Here is a 15,667-nt window from a genome sequence, read left to right on the forward strand (position 1 = left end):
GGGCACCAAAGCCCACTCGGGAGTGTCACACGCCCCAGGACCCCTCCACCGGCCAGCCTCCCCTCCAGTGCCCGGAAGCGGCCACATCCTGGAAAATTCTCGAAATCGCCTGGGAGCGCCGAGTGTCCGCGTGAGTGGTGGCCGGGGCGCGGGAAACCGTGCCGAGAGGACGGTGCGACCGTCGGCCTGTCCTGCGGCGGTTTCCTGGCTCAGGATCGCAGAAGGCTCAGATCCGAGGTCTCAGTGCCTTCCCGCACGATGCCTTCACCCGCGAAGCCCAGCACAAGCCCCACTGCGCCACTGCCGTACTGATCCGCGACTTCCACCTCCTGGACACACCGCGCCACGCCTGAGCCGCCCTCGAACGCGGGCCAGGCACGAGGGGCAGGAAAGGAAAGCGAAGCCGGCCGGGGGCGAAGGACCCGGCCCGTGGTGAGACGGACGATGACCTGGTAGCGATCGGGCAACTGACGACGAACCTGCGCCGCACAGACGGCGGCCCGGGCAAAGACCCGGAACGCGCCGGGACACGGGCCGAGCAACTGGCCGCCATCGACGAGGACTCGAAGCGCACGTGACCGCTGGACCGGCAACGCCACCACCGGATCCTCTCCGACACCGAGACCGGCAGAGCCCTCCCCCACATCCGACCCGGTGTCCTCTTCGAGGGCGACGACCTGGGGAAGCGGCTCGCACAGCAACGGAAGGCAAACACCTGGGCGCAGCAGGAACGCCTCGACATGCCCAGCGTCACGCCCGACGAACCCGCACCCACCCCGGTGACAGCACACGCGGCAAAGGAAATGGGCGGGCTGTCGACACCTTTCCGGTGGGGGATCGCGGCCCTCGCGCGGTACCTCCAGAGGGAAGGCCACGAACGGCCCGGCCCGAGACAGCACGAGCAACCCAGCGACATCGACGGCCAGGAACACATCGTGAAACTCGGTGTATTCATCAGCAACACCAAAAGCCGACGCTCCAAACTCACACAGGAGCAGCGCAACGTCCTCGCCTGGCTCGGGGTGGAGTGGGCGTGACACCGGCCGTTGCCGATCGTCGAACCGGTCGAACGGCACTGCACAGAGAAGCCCCGGGCACCGTGGCCCGAGGACTCATGCCGCTGGGGTCGCAGGACAGCCCCCTGGTCTCCCCCGACACTCGGTCTTGAGACTCCACCCTCCGCACTGGGCGCAGCTTCGGACGTGTCCTGGCGGGTGTGTTGCCGATTGCATGCGCTGGTAAGCGGGCGGGGGGGTGGGGCTGTTGGGTTCAGGGGCGATGTCGTCCGGGTCTCGCCCCGCTCAGCGCTGGCTCCGACTCTTCGTCCTGCAAGTGCCCGACTGTAAGCCGGTGACTGCGCGGATGAAGAGCGTCACTCGCCGGCGGTGGAGTCCGGGAGTGTCCAGTGATCCCATCCCGTTGTACGGTCGGGCTGGCCACAGCCATCGACACGGGAGCCGAAATGGGACCGGATCATGTTCCTGATTGGTTCTGGGAAGTCCTGGAAGGGACACGCCCACGCCTGTCCGCCCTTGAATCGTGGCTGGAGTCCCAGCCGCGGGAAGTCCTTGAAGCCTTCGCGCTCGGGTACGAGTCCGCGGCTGATTCGCTGGCCGACTTTTCGGAAGGCGTGAGCGTGGAGGGGGACGTCTGGTCCGAAGACAGCACCGAGGATCTGTGCATGTGGGTGGTCGGGCAGGGCTGCGGGCTATGGAGCTCGGTGATCGCAGGAGAAGTGCGGTTGGAAGAGGCTGCGCAGATGTATCTGGGCCGTGCGCGGCTGCTTCCGGACTGCGTAGTGCCGTGGGACGAGGATGTCTCGGACCCGGAGCACAGGGGCTATCAGTCTCCCTGGGCCATCGTCCACGGCGTCTACCGGACGCGTTTCGCCGAAGAACTCCATGAACGGTCTCGGATACCTGGGGATGTTGCCCGGCCGGGCAGGTAGCGCGGCGCGGCTCGCGGCACAGACCTCGCTCGTCTCCCGCCCGCCCGCCGTCAGCATGCTCGAAGCCAAGGCGGGACCAGACGCTATGCGTCTGGCCGGGCCGCCCCGACGCCGGGATCCGGACACCGGCGTGGGCCGGCGTTCTGGTCCGCCTCGATAGCCGATCGCACAGCGCAGTCGGCTGGCGGAGATCCACGACAGCCTCCTCGACCGCATCACCGAGGCCGAGCGGGAAAGCCGACTCGGAGAAATCGAAGGGCCTCGCGTCAGCAGCCTCGCCGGCGCCCAGTCCAGAATCGACCAGACCGACTCCGCATCCGGCGGCATCGCGATCAACCTCGGCATACCTCGTAAAGCCCCGGGCCGCACTGGCACGATGTCGAATGCAGCGGCGGCCTCCTGGGCGTCGGCACGGTTGGTCGAGACGCCAGAGATGCAGCGGGACCTCGTGAGGACGGGGGAAGTGCCGCGAGCGTGAAATGCACGAGGAGGAGCCATGAGCAGGAAGCGAGCCCCACAGGTCCCGGAGCCCGGCCGGGACGTACGGCGGCTGTGGCTGCTGCCCGACCCTGGTGAGGACGAGCCGTTCATCGACGTCCGCAAGGACGGTCACGGGACGTTGAATGTGTGGGTCGCCCGGGACGGACGGCATGATCATTTCTGCTTCGCGATGACCGCACAGCACATCGCCGTTGCGGAGCGCAGCGCACTTCGGCGTTGGGCCGTCTTTGCCATACTCTTCGGCGAACTCGCTGTTTTTCACCCCGATGCCGCCCCGGCGCGTCCGCCGGGAAAGTGTCAGCGGGTGATCGACACGATCCTCGGTGGCACCGATTCCGAGGTCGAGCAGTACTTGACCATGATGAACAAGCGTTTTCTGGGTGGTATTCGGGATTCACTGGCGTTGCTGTGCGAGGCCGATCTGACGCGCTCCCGGGATCGTGACGCGTTCGAGAAGCGGCTGTGGTTCGGCGTCGAGTCGTTGATCATCAACGATGCGGAACGCGCCCGGCGTGCACAGGAGACGCAAAGCAGGGCAGCGGCCAGAGCAACCGCGGTGCGGCAAGCCTTCGAGCCGTACAACGACGCTCTCCTGATGGCCGAGCGCGACGATGTCGTACAGCGTGCCATCGAGCTGCTCGGCTCGAACCCGGTGATCAGCGAGTTCGAGGTTGGTGCGCCCGCACACCACGACCGGTACCTGACGTTCGCCTCCGGCGGCGAGATCATGCTCCGGGACGGAACGGTGACGGCGATCCTCTTCCATGTCCAGCCCACCGAGGCCGCGCCGCGGGGCTTCACGGGGATCAGCACCCTGATCCCCGGGCTGAACCGGAACGCCTCGAGAAGCCAGGTCGAGGAGGCACTCGGTGAGCCGATCGTCGGACGCACGGGCCCGAACGCGGCCCATTCCGTCGGAGGCGGGTTCGTGAAGCTCTTCTACGACCGGTGGGCCAACAAGGATGCGCCGGGCCATCTGAAACTCATCCAGATGACAGCGGAGGACACATACGCCAGGACCGATCCTGCTGACGAGCGCTGCCCCGGCTGCGCGGGCGTGTTGACCAGGACGACATCGGCGTCCGACGGCGTCGACGTGTACGCGACGATCACAGCGTTGCATGACGGGGTCGCCGCCGGCCGTCTCCGTCAGGCGCACAACTGGGTGGCGCTCGACGACATGCTCCGCCTGCACGACTCCGGGCTGATGGAACACATCGAGGCACAGCTGGGATGCACGATCTGCCACCGGCACATCTGCTTCGCGCTGCACCGCGACGCGGACCCGACCTTCGAGTACGTCTCGCTCAACGACACCTACCGCCGAACCCCGGAACAGGTCCCCCCGGTGGAACTGTGGGGCGATGCCGCCCGGATCGCGCGGGAAGCAGAGCGCCCTGAACGGATCGCGACCGACGGCAGCACCTGGGTCCTGTTCTCCAAGGGAAAGCACCTCTTCATGAACGCGCGCTGCTGGTACAGCGCAGTGGAGGGGTCGAGACTGATCCGCCTGAAAGCCGCCGAGGTACGACAGTACGAACGTGACGGTGAGGCCTACCTGTCCCGATTGCAGGAGACAATCAACCGCACCTGGACGAGCAACGACGATCCATGGAGTTCGCGCGACCTGACGCGGAGCGGGATGTCGGACGAGGAAGCCATCAAGGCGAGCCTGACCACAGCGCAGGAGGAACAGGCGTGAGCATCACCGCACCCGAGCTGGTCGGCATCGTCTGGGCTCGCTACGCCCCTCGGCCCACGCGCAGCCACCTGGCCCGGCGAACGGCCGCGCACCCGCTGACCACCCGGCGGGACGTGATCAAGGCGATTCGAATGGTGCATGCACGGTTTGCTCCGCCTGCGCCGGGACGAGTTTCACCACGGGTAGTTCGCGATCATCACCGAGGCGAACTGGTGGAAGGGGCACCCGGCGGACAGGGCGGACCGGGTGAACGGCCTAGAAGACTCTTCTAGCGGCAGAGCTCCCCTCGATGGGGCCGAGGCGGCACGATGCTGGTCAACGACTCCTACGACGACCCGTCTCCCGGAACGGCGTGGTGGCGGCTGTCGACTGGCTGCGCGGCCACCTTGCCGCAGGCGAATGTGTGCTGGTCAAGGCTTCCTGCGGCACGCCGCGACGAAGTCCCCGCCGCGCTCGCGTAGTCGGCTGCGCGGTTCAGCGTCCGCGCCGCCTCATATAGAGGCCGAAGGCCCGGTAAACCATCGGCCGCAGCGGCAGGTCCCACTCACCGACGTACCGCAACGCCTGGCCACCGGTGCCGACTTTGAACTGGACAAGGCCGACGTGCGGGTCGTCGGCGTCGAGGGTGGGGGTGATGCCGCGCAGGTCGTAGACGTCGCATCCGGCCGCGAGCGAGTCTCGGATCATCGCCCACTGGCAGGCGTTGGAACCACGCACCTCGCGCTTCGCGGTGGAGGAGGCGCCATAGGCGTACACAGCGTGGGCGCCGACGCGGACCAGGACAGTGGCGGCGGCCAAGACGCCCTGGTGGCGGGCCATATAGAGCTTGATCCGCTCGGGGTCCTCGGCACTCAGCGCCGCGAACATGGTCTCGAAGTAGCGCAGCGGCCGGGGTGTGAAGTGGTCGCGCTCGGCGGTGTGGACGTAGAGGTCGTGAAACGCCTTGAGGTCTTCCGCGCCCCTGTCGCTGACCGTGACCTGGACGCCCTCCTTGGCCGCCTTCTTGATGTTGCGGCGCCACTGCTGGTTCATACCCTTGAGCAGCTCGTCCTCGGTCCTGCCTGCCATCGGGATCTCGTACTTGAACTGTGGATGCCCGACCCCGAACCCGTCCTCCGGGCTCTGCGACAGCCAGCCGGCCTCCCGGAGCCTGCTGCCCACGCGGGCACCGACCGGGTCGGACCAGTGCCCGGAGATGTCGGTGAGCCGCTTGCTGCCCGGGTCGGCGATGCCCTCCTTGACCTGGGTGGCGCTCCAGGTGTGTGTGCGCACCGGCGGGCCGAGCCGGATCGCGAACGCGCCCTGGGCCTTGAGATGGGCCGCCAGCGGATCGAGCCAAGCACCGATCTCGCCGCTCCAGTCGATGACCGGACCCTCGGGCAGATACGCCAGCGTGAAGCGGTCGAGCCGCGGCACCGGGCGGTGCAGTACGAGCCCAGCACCCACCAGGGACCGGCCCAGGAACCAGCCGAGGGATTCGCTGCGCCACTCGGTCTTGACGCGGCCCCACGCCGGGGTCTGCAGAAAGCTGACCGACCGCTGGGCCCGCACGAACGCCACATGCTCGGCGTCGCTGATCGGCCTGACGACCGGATTCCCGGCTGCAGTTCGCTTGAGTTCGCTGGAGGGGTTGAAGGACATGCCGCCAGTCAATGTGGTGGAGTGTTGCCCGGGTGTATGCGATTCTCGATATGCCGACGACATGTCACCCCCCGGCGGCCAACCATCTGATTCTGGCCACCACCGGCCGGCGGCTCCACGCCACAGACCAGGGTTTGACCGATCCGCGCCACCTCGCCGGCCAGCGGAAGCCGAACCCGTCCCCGGCCACGTCCAGGACCGAGCGCAGCCGCGAGGTGAGGCCGTCGGCCCGGTCGTCCATGGTGCCGTTGAAGCCACCGAGCACCCGCACCCGCTCGCTGCGCTCGGCGGCGACGGCCTTGGCGAGCTTCGTCGCACCGGCGTCCCGCGAGTCCGTCCAGAAGTCACCCTTACGTATCCCCCTCACGGACCCAGCTGCGCCACGTACACCGCTGGCAGCCCCATCTCGGTGGCCACCGTGGTAGCGAAGTGTCTTCATGGCCAGGGCGCCGCCGAGGTGGTTGCGCGCGGAACCCACCAGGAGCGCGGCGACGCCGAACAGCAGGGTGTCGGCCGAGATGCTCTGCAGGTCGGTGGTGAGGCCGGGCAGGGCGAAGAGGATGGGCAGCAGTAGCGCGGAGACGGCGCCCATCATCCGGCTGTGCAGCGCTTGGCGGAACTGCGGGTCACGGGGCATGGCCAGGCCGGCGCTGAAGCCGCCGAAGACCGCGACGATCCCGATCAGGTCGGTGAGGTATCCGCAGACGATCGGGACGATGACGACGACGTACATCACGCCGGGACTCAGAGTGCCCTGCCGGCCGACGTGCCGCGCCAGCGGCCGCAGCAGCCGGGACACTCCGAGTAGCATCACGGCGGTGAACAGGATGCTGTAACCGATCATGGGCAGAGCGCCCGCGGCCCCGGAACCGGTGTGCACGGCCGTCAACATGGCCAGGAAACATCAGGCAACCGGTCCCGGTCCCATTCATCGCGCATCGCCTCGATCGCGTCGGTGATGATGTGGCTCGCGGACTTCAGCACGCGTGGACCGGGCACCCGCCCATCACCGGAGACGACGGCGAGGGCGGCGGATCCGTCGCCGAACACTGCCCGGGATCGGCCGCATGCTCGACGAGGGCCGCAACCAGCATGACTTCAGCCTCGTACTGGCCGCGGTGGTACTGATCCTGGCGCTGGGCACCGCGATCGACGTGGGCGTCTTCGGCCCACTGGAGCGCCGGGTGCTGAGCCACCGCGAGCTGGCTCCGGACACGATGTCGGCTTGACGTCAGTGGACGTCGAGTCCGATCTTCCTCGGCTCGTGATCGCCATCAGCTAGCGGACAACGGGCGAGACGCACCGACAACAGCCCTCTGAGCTCCGGACCTTCGTCAGGCCTGATCGCCATCTGTTTGTGTGTGCGCTGACGCGGCGGGCAGTCGCACCGTGACGCGTAGCCCGCCAGCCGGGCGGGGTGTGAGGGTGAGGGTTCCGTCGTGTGCTCGGGTGATGCTTTTGACGATTGCCAGGCCGAGACCGACACCTGCGTGGTCGGAGTGCAAGCGTTCGGTGCCGCGCTGGAACGGCTCGGTGAGCGTCGACGCCAGCTCTGGGGCGAGCTTCTCACCGGTGTTCTCGACAACGAGCACAATAGAGTTGGGGTGGACGCTGGTATTCACCCATACGATGCCCTGTTCAGGCAGGTTGTGGCCGATCGCGTTGTGCAGCAGGTTCGTGGTCATCTGCAGCAGGAGCGCCTCAGAGCCGATGGTGATGCTCACGTCACCGGTGGTTTCGATGGTGACGCCATGCTTTTCCGCCAAAGGAAGGAGCGTTTCCGTGGCTTCTTCCGCCATGAGGGACAGGTCGACGTGTTCCCTGGTGAATGACCGCTGGTTGGCGCGGCTGAGCAGGAGTAATGCTTCAGTGAGGTCGATGGCCCGGGTGTTGATCACGCGGAGCCGCTCGACAAGCTCGCCGGTGTCGCGGTTCGGATCGTTGCGGGCCACGGTGAGAAGCGCCTTGGTGACCGCCAGCGGAGTGCGCAGTTCATGAGAGGCGTTGGCCGCGAACCGCTGTTGTTCGGCGACGTGGGCTTCGAGCTGCGCGAGCATGACGTCGAAGGAGTCGGCGAGTTCGCGGAACTCATCTCGGCGACCCGGTAGGCGGATCCGGTGGGAGAGCGGTCCGTTGTTCGCCACCCTGCGTGTGGCGTCGGTGATGCGAATCAGCGGGGTGAGCATCCGGCCTGCCAGAATCCACCCGCCCACGAGACCGAACATCAGCAGGAACACCAGCACGAGGATTCCCGCCGGGATGAAGACGACCGGTCCAAAATTGCTTGAGTCGAAGACGCGTAGGAAGTCGGTCCGATCAGGGACGCTCAGGCTGTCCGACCTTCCCCGCAGAAGAAACATCCACACGGCGGCGAGCAGCAGGGCGCCCGCGATCTCAAGGAATGCGGCGTAGCTGAGGGTGAGCTTGAGGCGGACGCTCAACCCTTGACGCCTATCCACGCTCCGCTTCCTGGTCATCGGCGCTCGGTCCTGTGCCGATGCGGTAACCGACCCCGGCCACGGTGGTGATCAGCCAGGGCTGGCCGAGGCGTTTTCGCAAGGCCGAGACCGTGATGCGCACCGCGTTGGTGAACGGATCTGCGTTCCCGTCCCACGCTCGCTCCAGCAACTCTTCTGCGCTGATGACACCGCCCTCGGCAGCGACGAGGACTTCGAGCGTAGCGAACTGCTTCCTGGTGAGCGCGATGTAGCGGCCTTCGCGGTAGACCTCGCGGCGGAACGGATCCACACGCAAGCCTGCGATCTCTCGCACGGGTGGTCTGCTGTGGGCGCTCCTGCGGTCGAGTGCTCTGAGCCTGAGCACGAGTTCTCGGAGTTCGAAGGGCTTGGTGAGGTAGTCGTCAGCGCCGAGCTCGAACCCGCTGGCCTTGTCGTCGAGCCGGTCGGCAGCGGTCAGCATGAGGATCGGCATGCCGCCGCCGGAGTCAACGATGCGTTGGGCGATCTCGTCACCGGTAGGTCCGGGGATGTCCCGGTCGAGGACGGCGATGGCGTAAGTGTTGATGCTCAGCAGTTCCAGAGCGGTATCACCGTCCCCGGCGATGTCGGCCGCGATCGCCTCCAGGCGCAGCCCATCGCGGATGGCCTCTGCCATGTATGGCTCGTCCTCAACGACTAAAACACGCATGCCCTCATGCTACGAGCCGGTGCATATCGTCGGCATATCGAAAACTGGATACGGGCTGACAACGTCATGCCCCCTCGACTGGAGGTATGAACGAACCACACATTGTCCCGCCTCGGCCCCGTGACCGGCTGTTCGCCGTACTTGCGCTGGTGCTCGCCGTGCTCCTGCTCCCGGCTGCGTTCGTCCGCAATCCCGGCCGCGCCCGTGAACTGGCCTGCGACTGGGCGTTGGGGATCCGTTTTCCTGCCGAGGATCTCACCGGACTCACCGACGGTGCCAGGGCGGCGTTCACCGCCGCACGCGCCGGGGCTCTCTGGCGCTACGGGCAACTCATCGGCCTCACCTCGGGATACCGCGATCCCCTCGTCCAGCAACAGCTGTTCGACCAGGAGGTGCGCCGCGTCGGCTCACTGGCCGCGGCCCGGATGCTCGTGCTGCCACCGGCGGAATCCAGGCACGTCAAGGGCACCGCGCTGGATGTGCGCCCGTACGAAGGCGCGCGCTGGCTCGAGGAACACGGTGCCCACTACGACCTCTACCGCATCTACGACAACGAGTGGTGGCATTTCGAGTACCACCCGGACGCTGACTTGCCTCCACCGACCCAGGAGATCCGCAATGCTCGGCAGGCTCGTTGACAAGGGCAGGGGTTTTCCCCTCGATCGTGGACACCGGTTGTCATTCGGCGTGGCCAGTGCAGCTGATCGTTGTTCATAGGCGATCGGGCTGATCTGGTCGAGGCGGGAGTGCCGTCGGCGGGTGTTGTAGCGGGTTACCCGTCCGAAGACCACGAGGCGTGCCTCACGGGCCCCGTCCCACCGTTTCCGTCCCTGGAGCGTCTCGCGTTTCATGGTCGCGTTCAGGCTCTCCGCGATGGCATTGTCCGCGCTCGTGCCCGCCGCGCCGCGTGATCTGGTCACGCCGAGTTCCGAGCAGACCTGGGCGAACTCCCTCGACATGTACTGAGCTCCGTTGACGCTGGGGAAAATCGCCCCGTGCAGGCCGTCGGCGCTGCGGGCCACTGCTGTGGCCCAGAGTGCATCGGCGACCAGCTCCGTGCGTATGTGGTCAGCGATCGACCAGCCCGCCAGCCGCTTCGAGTGCAGGTCCAACACCGTTGCCAAATGAAGAAATCGGCCGCCTCCGATCAGGAGATAGGTTATGTCGCCCACGTACTTGGTGTTCGGCGCCCGGACGGTGAAGTCCCGCCGCAGCGGGTCTGGCACCGGCGTCGCCGATGGCTCGGGAATGGTGGTGCGGACCTTCTCGCGCAGGTGCAGCCCGACGATGCGGAACGTGCGCATGACGCGCTCGACGCGCTTGTGATCGACCCGTCTCCCGGCCTCCTTCAGCTCGGCGGTGACGCGCGGGACCCCGTAGGTGCCGTCCGATTCCCGGTGGATCTCAGCGATACGTTCGGCGAGTTCTGCATCCGCCTGGGCCCGGGCAGCCCGCGCGTCCGCGCCGGCCAGCCACCGGTAGAAGCCTGGACGCAAGACATGCAGCATCCGGCATAACCGCTTGACGCCGAAGGCTCCACAGTGATCATCGACGAACTGGAAGCGGCTGCTCACGAGCTGGTCTCCGCCGCAAAATACTTCGCGTCCCTCCGCAGAGTCTCCCGCTCAAGCTCAAGTTCCTTCACCCGTGCCCGCAGCTGACGGTTCTCCATCTCCATCGCGGTGGCCTCCATGGCCCCGGGCCGGGCGGCCTGCTCGGCGTCCCACACCATCAGTTGACTGCACGCATTTGCCAACAGTGCATCTCACACCGCCGGTCCTCACCTGAGGGGAACCGCCTTCGAGGGCCATCGTGAGTCGGACGAGTCCGGGCGGCCCGAAAGGAGAGAGTGGGCGTCGAGGGCGGGTTGTTCATCGGCGGTGCGGGCGTCGCCGATGAACATGTCGCGGCCGCGGAGTCCTTCGCCCCCACGCGCGGATGCCTCGGCATGAAGGTCACCAGTAGCGATCACCGGCATGGTGCACACAAGTCCTACCAGCGCCGCGGGTTCATCGACGAAGCGGGGAAGTCGTGCCGGTTCCTGCGACCTCCAAGGTCCGGACCACGTCGTCGACCGTCCACTCCGCGACGCGGATGTCCGGCTCGCCCCGGCAAGCTACATGAGCGCGGCGGCGACCTCGTCGAGACACGCACCGCGCGAAGCCTTGACGAGAACCACGTCGCCTGCGGCCATGTGGGCGCGCAGCCAGTCGACGGCCGCGTCGTTGTCGGCCAGCGCCACCGCCACCTCTCCCGCGCCGGCAGCGATCGAACGGCCGCCCGCACCGACGGTCGCCACCACATCGGCCCGGGCGGCGGCGTACGCGCCGATCGCACGGTGCTCGGCCTCGCTCTCCCGCCCCAGCTCGAGCATTTCGCCGAGGACGGCGATGCGACGCCCGCCCTCGATTGCTGCCAGCGCGTCCAGGGCAGCGCGGGTCGAGTCGGGGTTGGCGTTGTAGGAGTCGTTGAGCAGCATCGCGCCGTCGGCGAGGTCGCGCAGCTCCATGCGCCACTTCGACAGCGAGACTGCGCCCAACGCCGCCGCGGCCACCTCCAGAGGTGTGCCGGCCGATAGCCCCGCCGCCGCGGCAGCCGCCGCGTTGAGTGCCTGGTGCGCACCCACGAGCGGCAGCGCGACGCGAGCCGAGGCATCGGCGGTCCGCAGCGTGAAGGACGGCCGGCCGAGCCGGTCCAGCGCCAGGTCGAGCACACGCACGTCGGCGTGCTCGGCCCGCCCGAAGGTCACCACCGGACCATCGGTGAGCGCACGCATCGCGGCCCCCCGGGGATCGTCGGCGTTGAGGACGGCGGTGCCGCCGGGCGCCAGCCCCTCCACCAGCTCCCCCTTGGCCTTGGCGATGGCTCCGCGCGACCCGAACTCACCGAGGTGTGCCTTGCCGACGTTGAGGACGACGGCAATGTCAGGCGCGACCAGGCCCGCCAGCTCGGCGATGTCGCCGATGCGGCGAGCTCCCATCTCAAGGACGAGGTACTGGGTGCCCATGTCGGCGCGCAGCATGGTGAGCGGTACACCGAGCTCGTTGTTGAGCGAGCCGATGGTGGCGACCGTCGGCCCGGCATTCGAAAGCACGGCAGCCAACAGGTCCTTGGTGCTGGTCTTGCCCTGGGAGCCGGTCAGCCCCACAACGGTCAGCCCGTTGCGCAGCTGGGCCACGACATGAGTGGCGAGCGCCTGCAGCGCCGCCTGGACATGGTCGACGACGATGGTGGGCAGCGGAGTGGGCCGGGAGCCGAGCACAGCCACCGCCCCTGCCTCGCCGGCCTGGCCGGCGAAATCGTGGCCGTCGGCATGCTCCCCGGCCATGGCGACGAAGAGGCCGCCCGGCTCGGCCAGCCGACCGTCGAGCACGGCCGGCGCAGTCACCGTCACTGCGTCGTCGCCCGCGACCGTCCCGCCGACGACCGCAGCAATCTCGCCGAGGCTGAGCGGAACGATGCCCACCCGGCGCGGGAGCCGGCTAGCGGGAGCGAGGCCGGCGAGGTAGAGGTACGAGGAGGGTGGTTCGCTATAGGTCACACCTCAAGTCAAGGCGGTGTGAAGTTGCTAGCGGGTATGCGGTTTTCCATACACTGACGATACGCTACCCGCCGGTAGCATACCGTGGGCATATCGAAAACCTCATACGTTTGGGCAACGTCACGCCGCCTTGACTGTAGGCATGACCTACAGCGAACCAGCACACGCGGCGGTCGGCCACACCCAATCGCTGACGTACTCACACCCCACAGCCGCCGCACCCACGAGAGTCACGGTTTATGGGTGCGGGAAGGACGAGGCCTCCTTGTTCCGAGAGATGGCGCCTCGCGTCGGCGTAATTCCCACCATCACCGAGGCAGCGGTGTCCGAAGCCAACGTTGAATTGGCAAACGGAAACCGATGCATCAGCGTCAGCCATAAAACTGGCATCACAAATTCCACTCTTCTTGCACTCAGCCGGGCAGGCGTGGCTTACATCTCCACAAGAAGCGTGGGATACAACCACATCGATGTGGGGTACGCAGCGAGCGTCGGCATCTCCGTGGAAAACGTCGCCTATTCACCCGACAGTGTGGCCGACTACACATTAATGCTGATGCTGATGACGGCGCGACGCGCAAAGTCCATCATCCGTCACGCAGATGTGCACGATTACCGGTTGAACGATGTCCGTGGAAAAGAGCTGCGCGATCTGACCATCGGAGTCGTGGGAACGGGGCGCATTGGCGTAGCAGTCATGGGCAGGCTGCGGGGTTTCGGATGCCGGACATTGGCCCATGACAGCCACCCCAAGACCGCGGCCGATTACGTCCCTCTCGATGAATTGCTGCAGCTGAGCGACATCGTAACGCTCCACACGCCGCTCACCGCGGATACACACCACCTCATGAATCGCCACCGCATCGAGCAGATGAAGCACGGCTCATGCATTATCAATACCGGACGCGGTTCACTTATCGACACCGAGGCCCTCGTTTTCGCATTGGAAAGCGGTCGTTTGGGCGGTGCCGCGCTGGACGTCCTCGAAGGAGAGGAAGGAATCTTCTACACCGATTGCCGAAACAAACCCATCGACAGCAAGGCGCTGTTGCGGCTGCAGGAGATGCCGAACGTGATCATCAGTCCGCACACCGCCTACTACACAGACCACGCCCTGAGCGACACGGTCGAAAACTCCATCACCAACTGCCTGAAATTCGAAAGCAGGAACCAGCATGGATAAGCTCAACGTCGGAATCGTATTCGGAGGTTGCTCCGAAGAACACCCCATCTCCGTCAAATCTGCGCAAGAGGTCGCAAAAAATATCGATCTCGACAAGTACAAACCCTTCTACATCGGAATCACGAAGAGTGGTGCTTGGAAACTTTGCGACAGCCCTGGCCCGGACTGGGAGAGCGGCAGCTGTCGTCCGGTGCTGTTGTCACCGGACAGAAGCGTACGCGGATTACTCGTCCTGGAGCAGGGGCGCTACAGCACGATCAATCTGGACGTTGTGCTGCCCATCCTGCACGGAAGACTTGGCGAAGACGGCGCGATGCAAGGCATGTTGGAGCTCACCGGCATCCCCTACGCGGGCTGCGACGTACAGAGTTCCGCTCTGTGCATGGACAAGTCCCTTGCCTACCAAATAGCCAGGGGCGCAGGAATCGCCACACCGAAATTCTGGACCGTTGCGGCGAACGAGAACATTGATCCCGAGCAACTGACGTATCCCGTCTTCGCGAAGCCGGCCCGTTCGGGGTCGTCCTTCGGTGTCGGAAAGGTATCGCAAAAGGAAGAACTGCTGCCTGCGGTGGAAATCGCGCGACAGTACGACTCAAAGGTGCTCATCGAAGAGGCTGTCGTCGGCAGCGAAGTCGGATGCGCCATCCTGGGGAATGAACTCGATTTGATCGCAGGCGAGGTGGATCGAATCGCACTGTCGCACGGGTTCTTCAAGATCCATCAGGAGAAAGACCCGGAGAGCGGATCCGAGAACTCAACTTTCATCGTTCCCGCCGATATTTCAGAAGAGTCGCGCTCGCTCGTTCAGGAGACGGCAAAGACCATCTACCGCGCCCTGGGATGCAGCGGCCTGGCACGAGTGGACATGTTCCTCAAGGAGGATGGAAGTGTAGTCCTCAACGAGGTCAACACATTGCCTGGCCTGACCTCCTACAGTCGCTATCCAAGGATGATGGCAGCTGCAGGGATTACGCTGACCGAAGTGATCGACCGGATGGTGACGTTGGCACTGACGGGGAAAATCCGATGAATGACAACTTCGCCTTCCTGGACGAATGTGCACCCGGAATACGCTGGGATTCCAAGTACGCCACCTGGGACAACTTCACCGGCAAACCCGTGGACGGTTACCTGGCCAATCGAATCGTCGGCACCAGGCCTTTGTTCGCAGCTCTGGAAAGGGCGCGAGAAGAGGCCCGCTCCTATGGCTTTGGCCTGCTCCTCTGGGATGGATACCGGCCTCAACGCGCCGTAGATTGCTTTGTGCGCTGGTCGAGGCAGCCGGAGGATGGCCGCACGAAGCAGCGACACCATCCGCATATCGACAGAGCCGATATGTTCGAGATGGGATATGTCGCCACAAAGTCCGGCCACAGTCGGGGCAGCACCATCGACCTGACTCTCTACCACATGGCCACCGGAGAACTTGCCGCCATGGGCGGTGACCACGACTTGATGGATCCGATCTCGCATCACGGAGCACAAGGGGTCACACAATCCGAGGCGCGAAATCGACAACACCTGCGCTCCATCATGGAGGCCTGCGGTTTCAGTCCATACGAGTGTGAATGGTGGCACTACACCCTCAAAGACGAACCTTACCCGGACACCTATTTTGACTTTCCTGTCACGTAGCTGAACCGGACCGAGAAGTCGAATTCGTCGAAGCGCTACGAGCGACCGCGGTTCCAATTGCGCGACTCACCCGAGAAAGGGAATGTCATGTCAGAGCACCATACCGACTGGTGCCTCCGATGTGGGCACAACCATCGCCACGGGCCGACGGCGGATCTGAGCGGGGCGATCCCACTGTTCGAGCGGACCCGCTCCGACAACGTACGGGTGATGGGCGAGGGCCTCCCGCTGACAAAAGCGGTCCGCTGCGCCCATGTTGCAGCTTGCGCCCAGAGGGCTGTCGACGGCCTCAAGATGATGTAGGCGCCTACCTCGGCCTGTAGAGGTTGTCCCGTCAGTCGCAGTTCGAGCAGCTCGTGGTGCTGG

The 15,667-nt window shown here is 65.8% G+C and carries 13 protein-coding genes and 3 pseudogenes; 8 read left to right on the forward strand and 8 right to left on the reverse strand.

The window, feature by feature from the left end; genetic code table 11:
• Window positions 1-209 precede the first annotated feature (209 nt).
• Window positions 210-701: a hypothetical protein gene (locus OG251_RS00965; RefSeq protein WP_326675033.1), complete on the reverse strand. Its 492-nt coding sequence runs from the start codon at window positions 699-701 to the stop codon at window positions 210-212.
• Window positions 702-740: 39 nt separating this feature from the next.
• Here OG251_RS00965 and OG251_RS00970 point away from each other — a divergent pair, with 39 nt between their 5' ends.
• The 3 genes from OG251_RS00970 to OG251_RS00980 all read left to right on the forward strand — a co-directional run bounded on the left by OG251_RS00970 (window position 741) and on the right by OG251_RS00980 (window position 4,151).
• Window positions 741-1,037, forward strand: coding sequence for a hypothetical protein (locus tag OG251_RS00970; RefSeq protein WP_326675034.1), 297 nt, complete (start codon window positions 741-743; stop codon window positions 1,035-1,037).
• A gap of 425 nt (window positions 1,038-1,462) precedes the next feature.
• Window positions 1,463-1,948, forward strand: coding sequence for a hypothetical protein (locus tag OG251_RS00975; RefSeq protein ID WP_326675035.1), 486 nt, complete (start codon window positions 1,463-1,465; stop codon window positions 1,946-1,948).
• A 670-nt stretch (window positions 1,949-2,618) separates the two neighbouring features.
• The gene (locus OG251_RS00980; protein ID WP_326675037.1) at window positions 2,619-4,151 is read left to right on the forward strand and encodes a hypothetical protein; all 1,533 of its coding nucleotides are present in this window, start codon (window positions 2,619-2,621) and stop codon (window positions 4,149-4,151) included.
• 474 nt (window positions 4,152-4,625) lie between these two features.
• Here OG251_RS00980 and OG251_RS00985 read toward each other — a convergent pair whose 3' ends face one another.
• The 3 genes and pseudogenes from OG251_RS00985 to OG251_RS44905 form a co-directional block, all read right to left on the reverse strand.
• Window positions 4,626-5,792: a lipid II:glycine glycyltransferase FemX gene (locus OG251_RS00985; RefSeq protein ID WP_326675039.1), complete on the reverse strand. Its 1,167-nt coding sequence runs from the start codon at window positions 5,790-5,792 to the stop codon at window positions 4,626-4,628.
• 110 nt (window positions 5,793-5,902) lie between these two features.
• A pseudogene (locus tag OG251_RS44900) lies at window positions 5,903-6,227 on the reverse strand (hypothetical protein); the annotation flags it as partial.
• Window positions 6,220-6,684, reverse strand: a pseudogene (locus OG251_RS44905) (cation:proton antiporter domain-containing protein); the annotation flags it as partial. The pseudogenes OG251_RS44900 and OG251_RS44905, both read right to left, overlap by 8 nt.
• Window positions 6,685-6,859: 175 nt before the next feature.
• Between OG251_RS44905 and OG251_RS00995 the strand changes: the two are divergent.
• On the forward strand, window positions 6,860-7,021 hold the full coding sequence (locus OG251_RS00995) for a hypothetical protein (protein ID WP_326675041.1): 162 nt from the start codon (window positions 6,860-6,862) through the stop codon (window positions 7,019-7,021).
• Window positions 7,022-7,126: 105 nt separating this feature from the next.
• On the opposite strand, the gene OG251_RS01000 is transcribed toward OG251_RS00995, so the two are convergent.
• Both OG251_RS01000 and OG251_RS01005 read right to left on the reverse strand, forming a co-directional pair.
• On the reverse strand, window positions 7,127-8,233 hold the full coding sequence (locus OG251_RS01000; protein ID WP_442818294.1) for a sensor histidine kinase: 1,107 nt from the start codon (window positions 8,231-8,233) through the stop codon (window positions 7,127-7,129).
• Between the two features lie 10 nt (window positions 8,234-8,243).
• Complete coding sequence (locus OG251_RS01005; RefSeq protein ID WP_326675043.1) at window positions 8,244-8,939, reverse strand: response regulator transcription factor; 696 nt, start codon at window positions 8,937-8,939, stop codon at window positions 8,244-8,246.
• Window positions 8,940-9,025: 86 nt separating this feature from the next.
• Here OG251_RS01005 and vanY-N point away from each other — a divergent pair, with 86 nt between their 5' ends.
• Window positions 9,026-9,577, forward strand: a complete 552-nt coding sequence (vanY-N, locus tag OG251_RS01010) for a D,D-peptidase/D,D-carboxypeptidase VanY-N (RefSeq protein WP_326675044.1) — start codon at window positions 9,026-9,028, stop codon at window positions 9,575-9,577.
• Window positions 9,578-9,625: 48 nt separating this feature from the next.
• Here the strand turns inward: vanY-N and OG251_RS01015 are convergent.
• Window positions 9,626-10,659, reverse strand: a pseudogene (locus tag OG251_RS01015) (IS3 family transposase); the annotation flags it as partial.
• 396 nt (window positions 10,660-11,055) lie between these two features.
• Window positions 11,056-12,399, reverse strand: coding sequence for a UDP-N-acetylmuramoyl-tripeptide--D-alanyl-D-alanine ligase (locus tag OG251_RS01020; RefSeq protein WP_326681111.1), 1,344 nt, complete (start codon window positions 12,397-12,399; stop codon window positions 11,056-11,058).
• A gap of 223 nt (window positions 12,400-12,622) precedes the next feature.
• Here OG251_RS01020 and vanH point away from each other — a divergent pair, with 223 nt between their 5' ends.
• The 3 genes from vanH to vanX are packed head-to-tail and all read left to right on the forward strand — an operon-like array spanning window position 12,623 to window position 15,301.
• A complete protein-coding gene (gene vanH / locus OG251_RS01025; protein ID WP_326675045.1) occupies window positions 12,623-13,663 on the forward strand; it encodes a D-lactate dehydrogenase VanH in 1,041 nt (346 codons plus the stop codon).
• A complete protein-coding gene (gene vanA / locus OG251_RS01030; RefSeq protein ID WP_326675047.1) occupies window positions 13,656-14,696 on the forward strand; it encodes a D-alanine--(R)-lactate ligase in 1,041 nt (346 codons plus the stop codon). Before vanH ends, vanA begins: the two co-directional genes overlap by 8 nt.
• The gene (gene vanX / locus OG251_RS01035) at window positions 14,693-15,301 is read left to right on the forward strand and encodes a D-Ala-D-Ala dipeptidase VanX (protein WP_326675048.1); all 609 of its coding nucleotides are present in this window, start codon (window positions 14,693-14,695) and stop codon (window positions 15,299-15,301) included. The genes vanA and vanX overlap by 4 nt, the downstream gene beginning before the upstream one ends.
• The last annotated feature ends 366 nt before the right edge of the window (window positions 15,302-15,667 follow it).

The organism is Streptomyces sp. NBC_01237 (assembly GCF_035917275.1).
Lineage (GTDB): Bacteria > Actinomycetota > Actinomycetes > Streptomycetales > Streptomycetaceae > Streptomyces.

Excerpts from the sequence above, each read along its gene's own strand:
- OG251_RS00970 (WP_326675034.1), top strand. The coding sequence starts at position 741 with ATGCCCAGCGTCACGCCCGACGAACCCGCACCCACCCCGGTGACAGCA.
- OG251_RS00975 (WP_326675035.1), top strand. The coding sequence starts at position 1,463 with ATGGGACCGGATCATGTTCCTGATTGGTTCTGGGAAGTCCTGGAAGGG.
- OG251_RS00980 (WP_326675037.1), top strand. The coding sequence starts at position 2,619 with ATGACCGCACAGCACATCGCCGTTGCGGAGCGCAGCGCACTTCGGCGT.
- OG251_RS00985 (WP_326675039.1), bottom strand. The coding sequence starts at position 5,792 with ATGTCCTTCAACCCCTCCAGCGAACTCAAGCGAACTGCAGCCGGGAAT.
- OG251_RS00995 (WP_326675041.1), top strand. The coding sequence starts at position 6,860 with ATGCTCGACGAGGGCCGCAACCAGCATGACTTCAGCCTCGTACTGGCC.
- OG251_RS01005 (WP_326675043.1), bottom strand. The coding sequence starts at position 8,939 with ATGCGTGTTTTAGTCGTTGAGGACGAGCCATACATGGCAGAGGCCATC.
- vanY-N (WP_326675044.1), top strand. The coding sequence starts at position 9,026 with ATGAACGAACCACACATTGTCCCGCCTCGGCCCCGTGACCGGCTGTTC.
- vanH (WP_326675045.1), top strand. The coding sequence starts at position 12,623 with ATGACCTACAGCGAACCAGCACACGCGGCGGTCGGCCACACCCAATCG.
- vanA (WP_326675047.1), top strand. The coding sequence starts at position 13,656 with ATGGATAAGCTCAACGTCGGAATCGTATTCGGAGGTTGCTCCGAAGAA.
- vanX (WP_326675048.1), top strand. The coding sequence starts at position 14,693 with ATGAATGACAACTTCGCCTTCCTGGACGAATGTGCACCCGGAATACGC.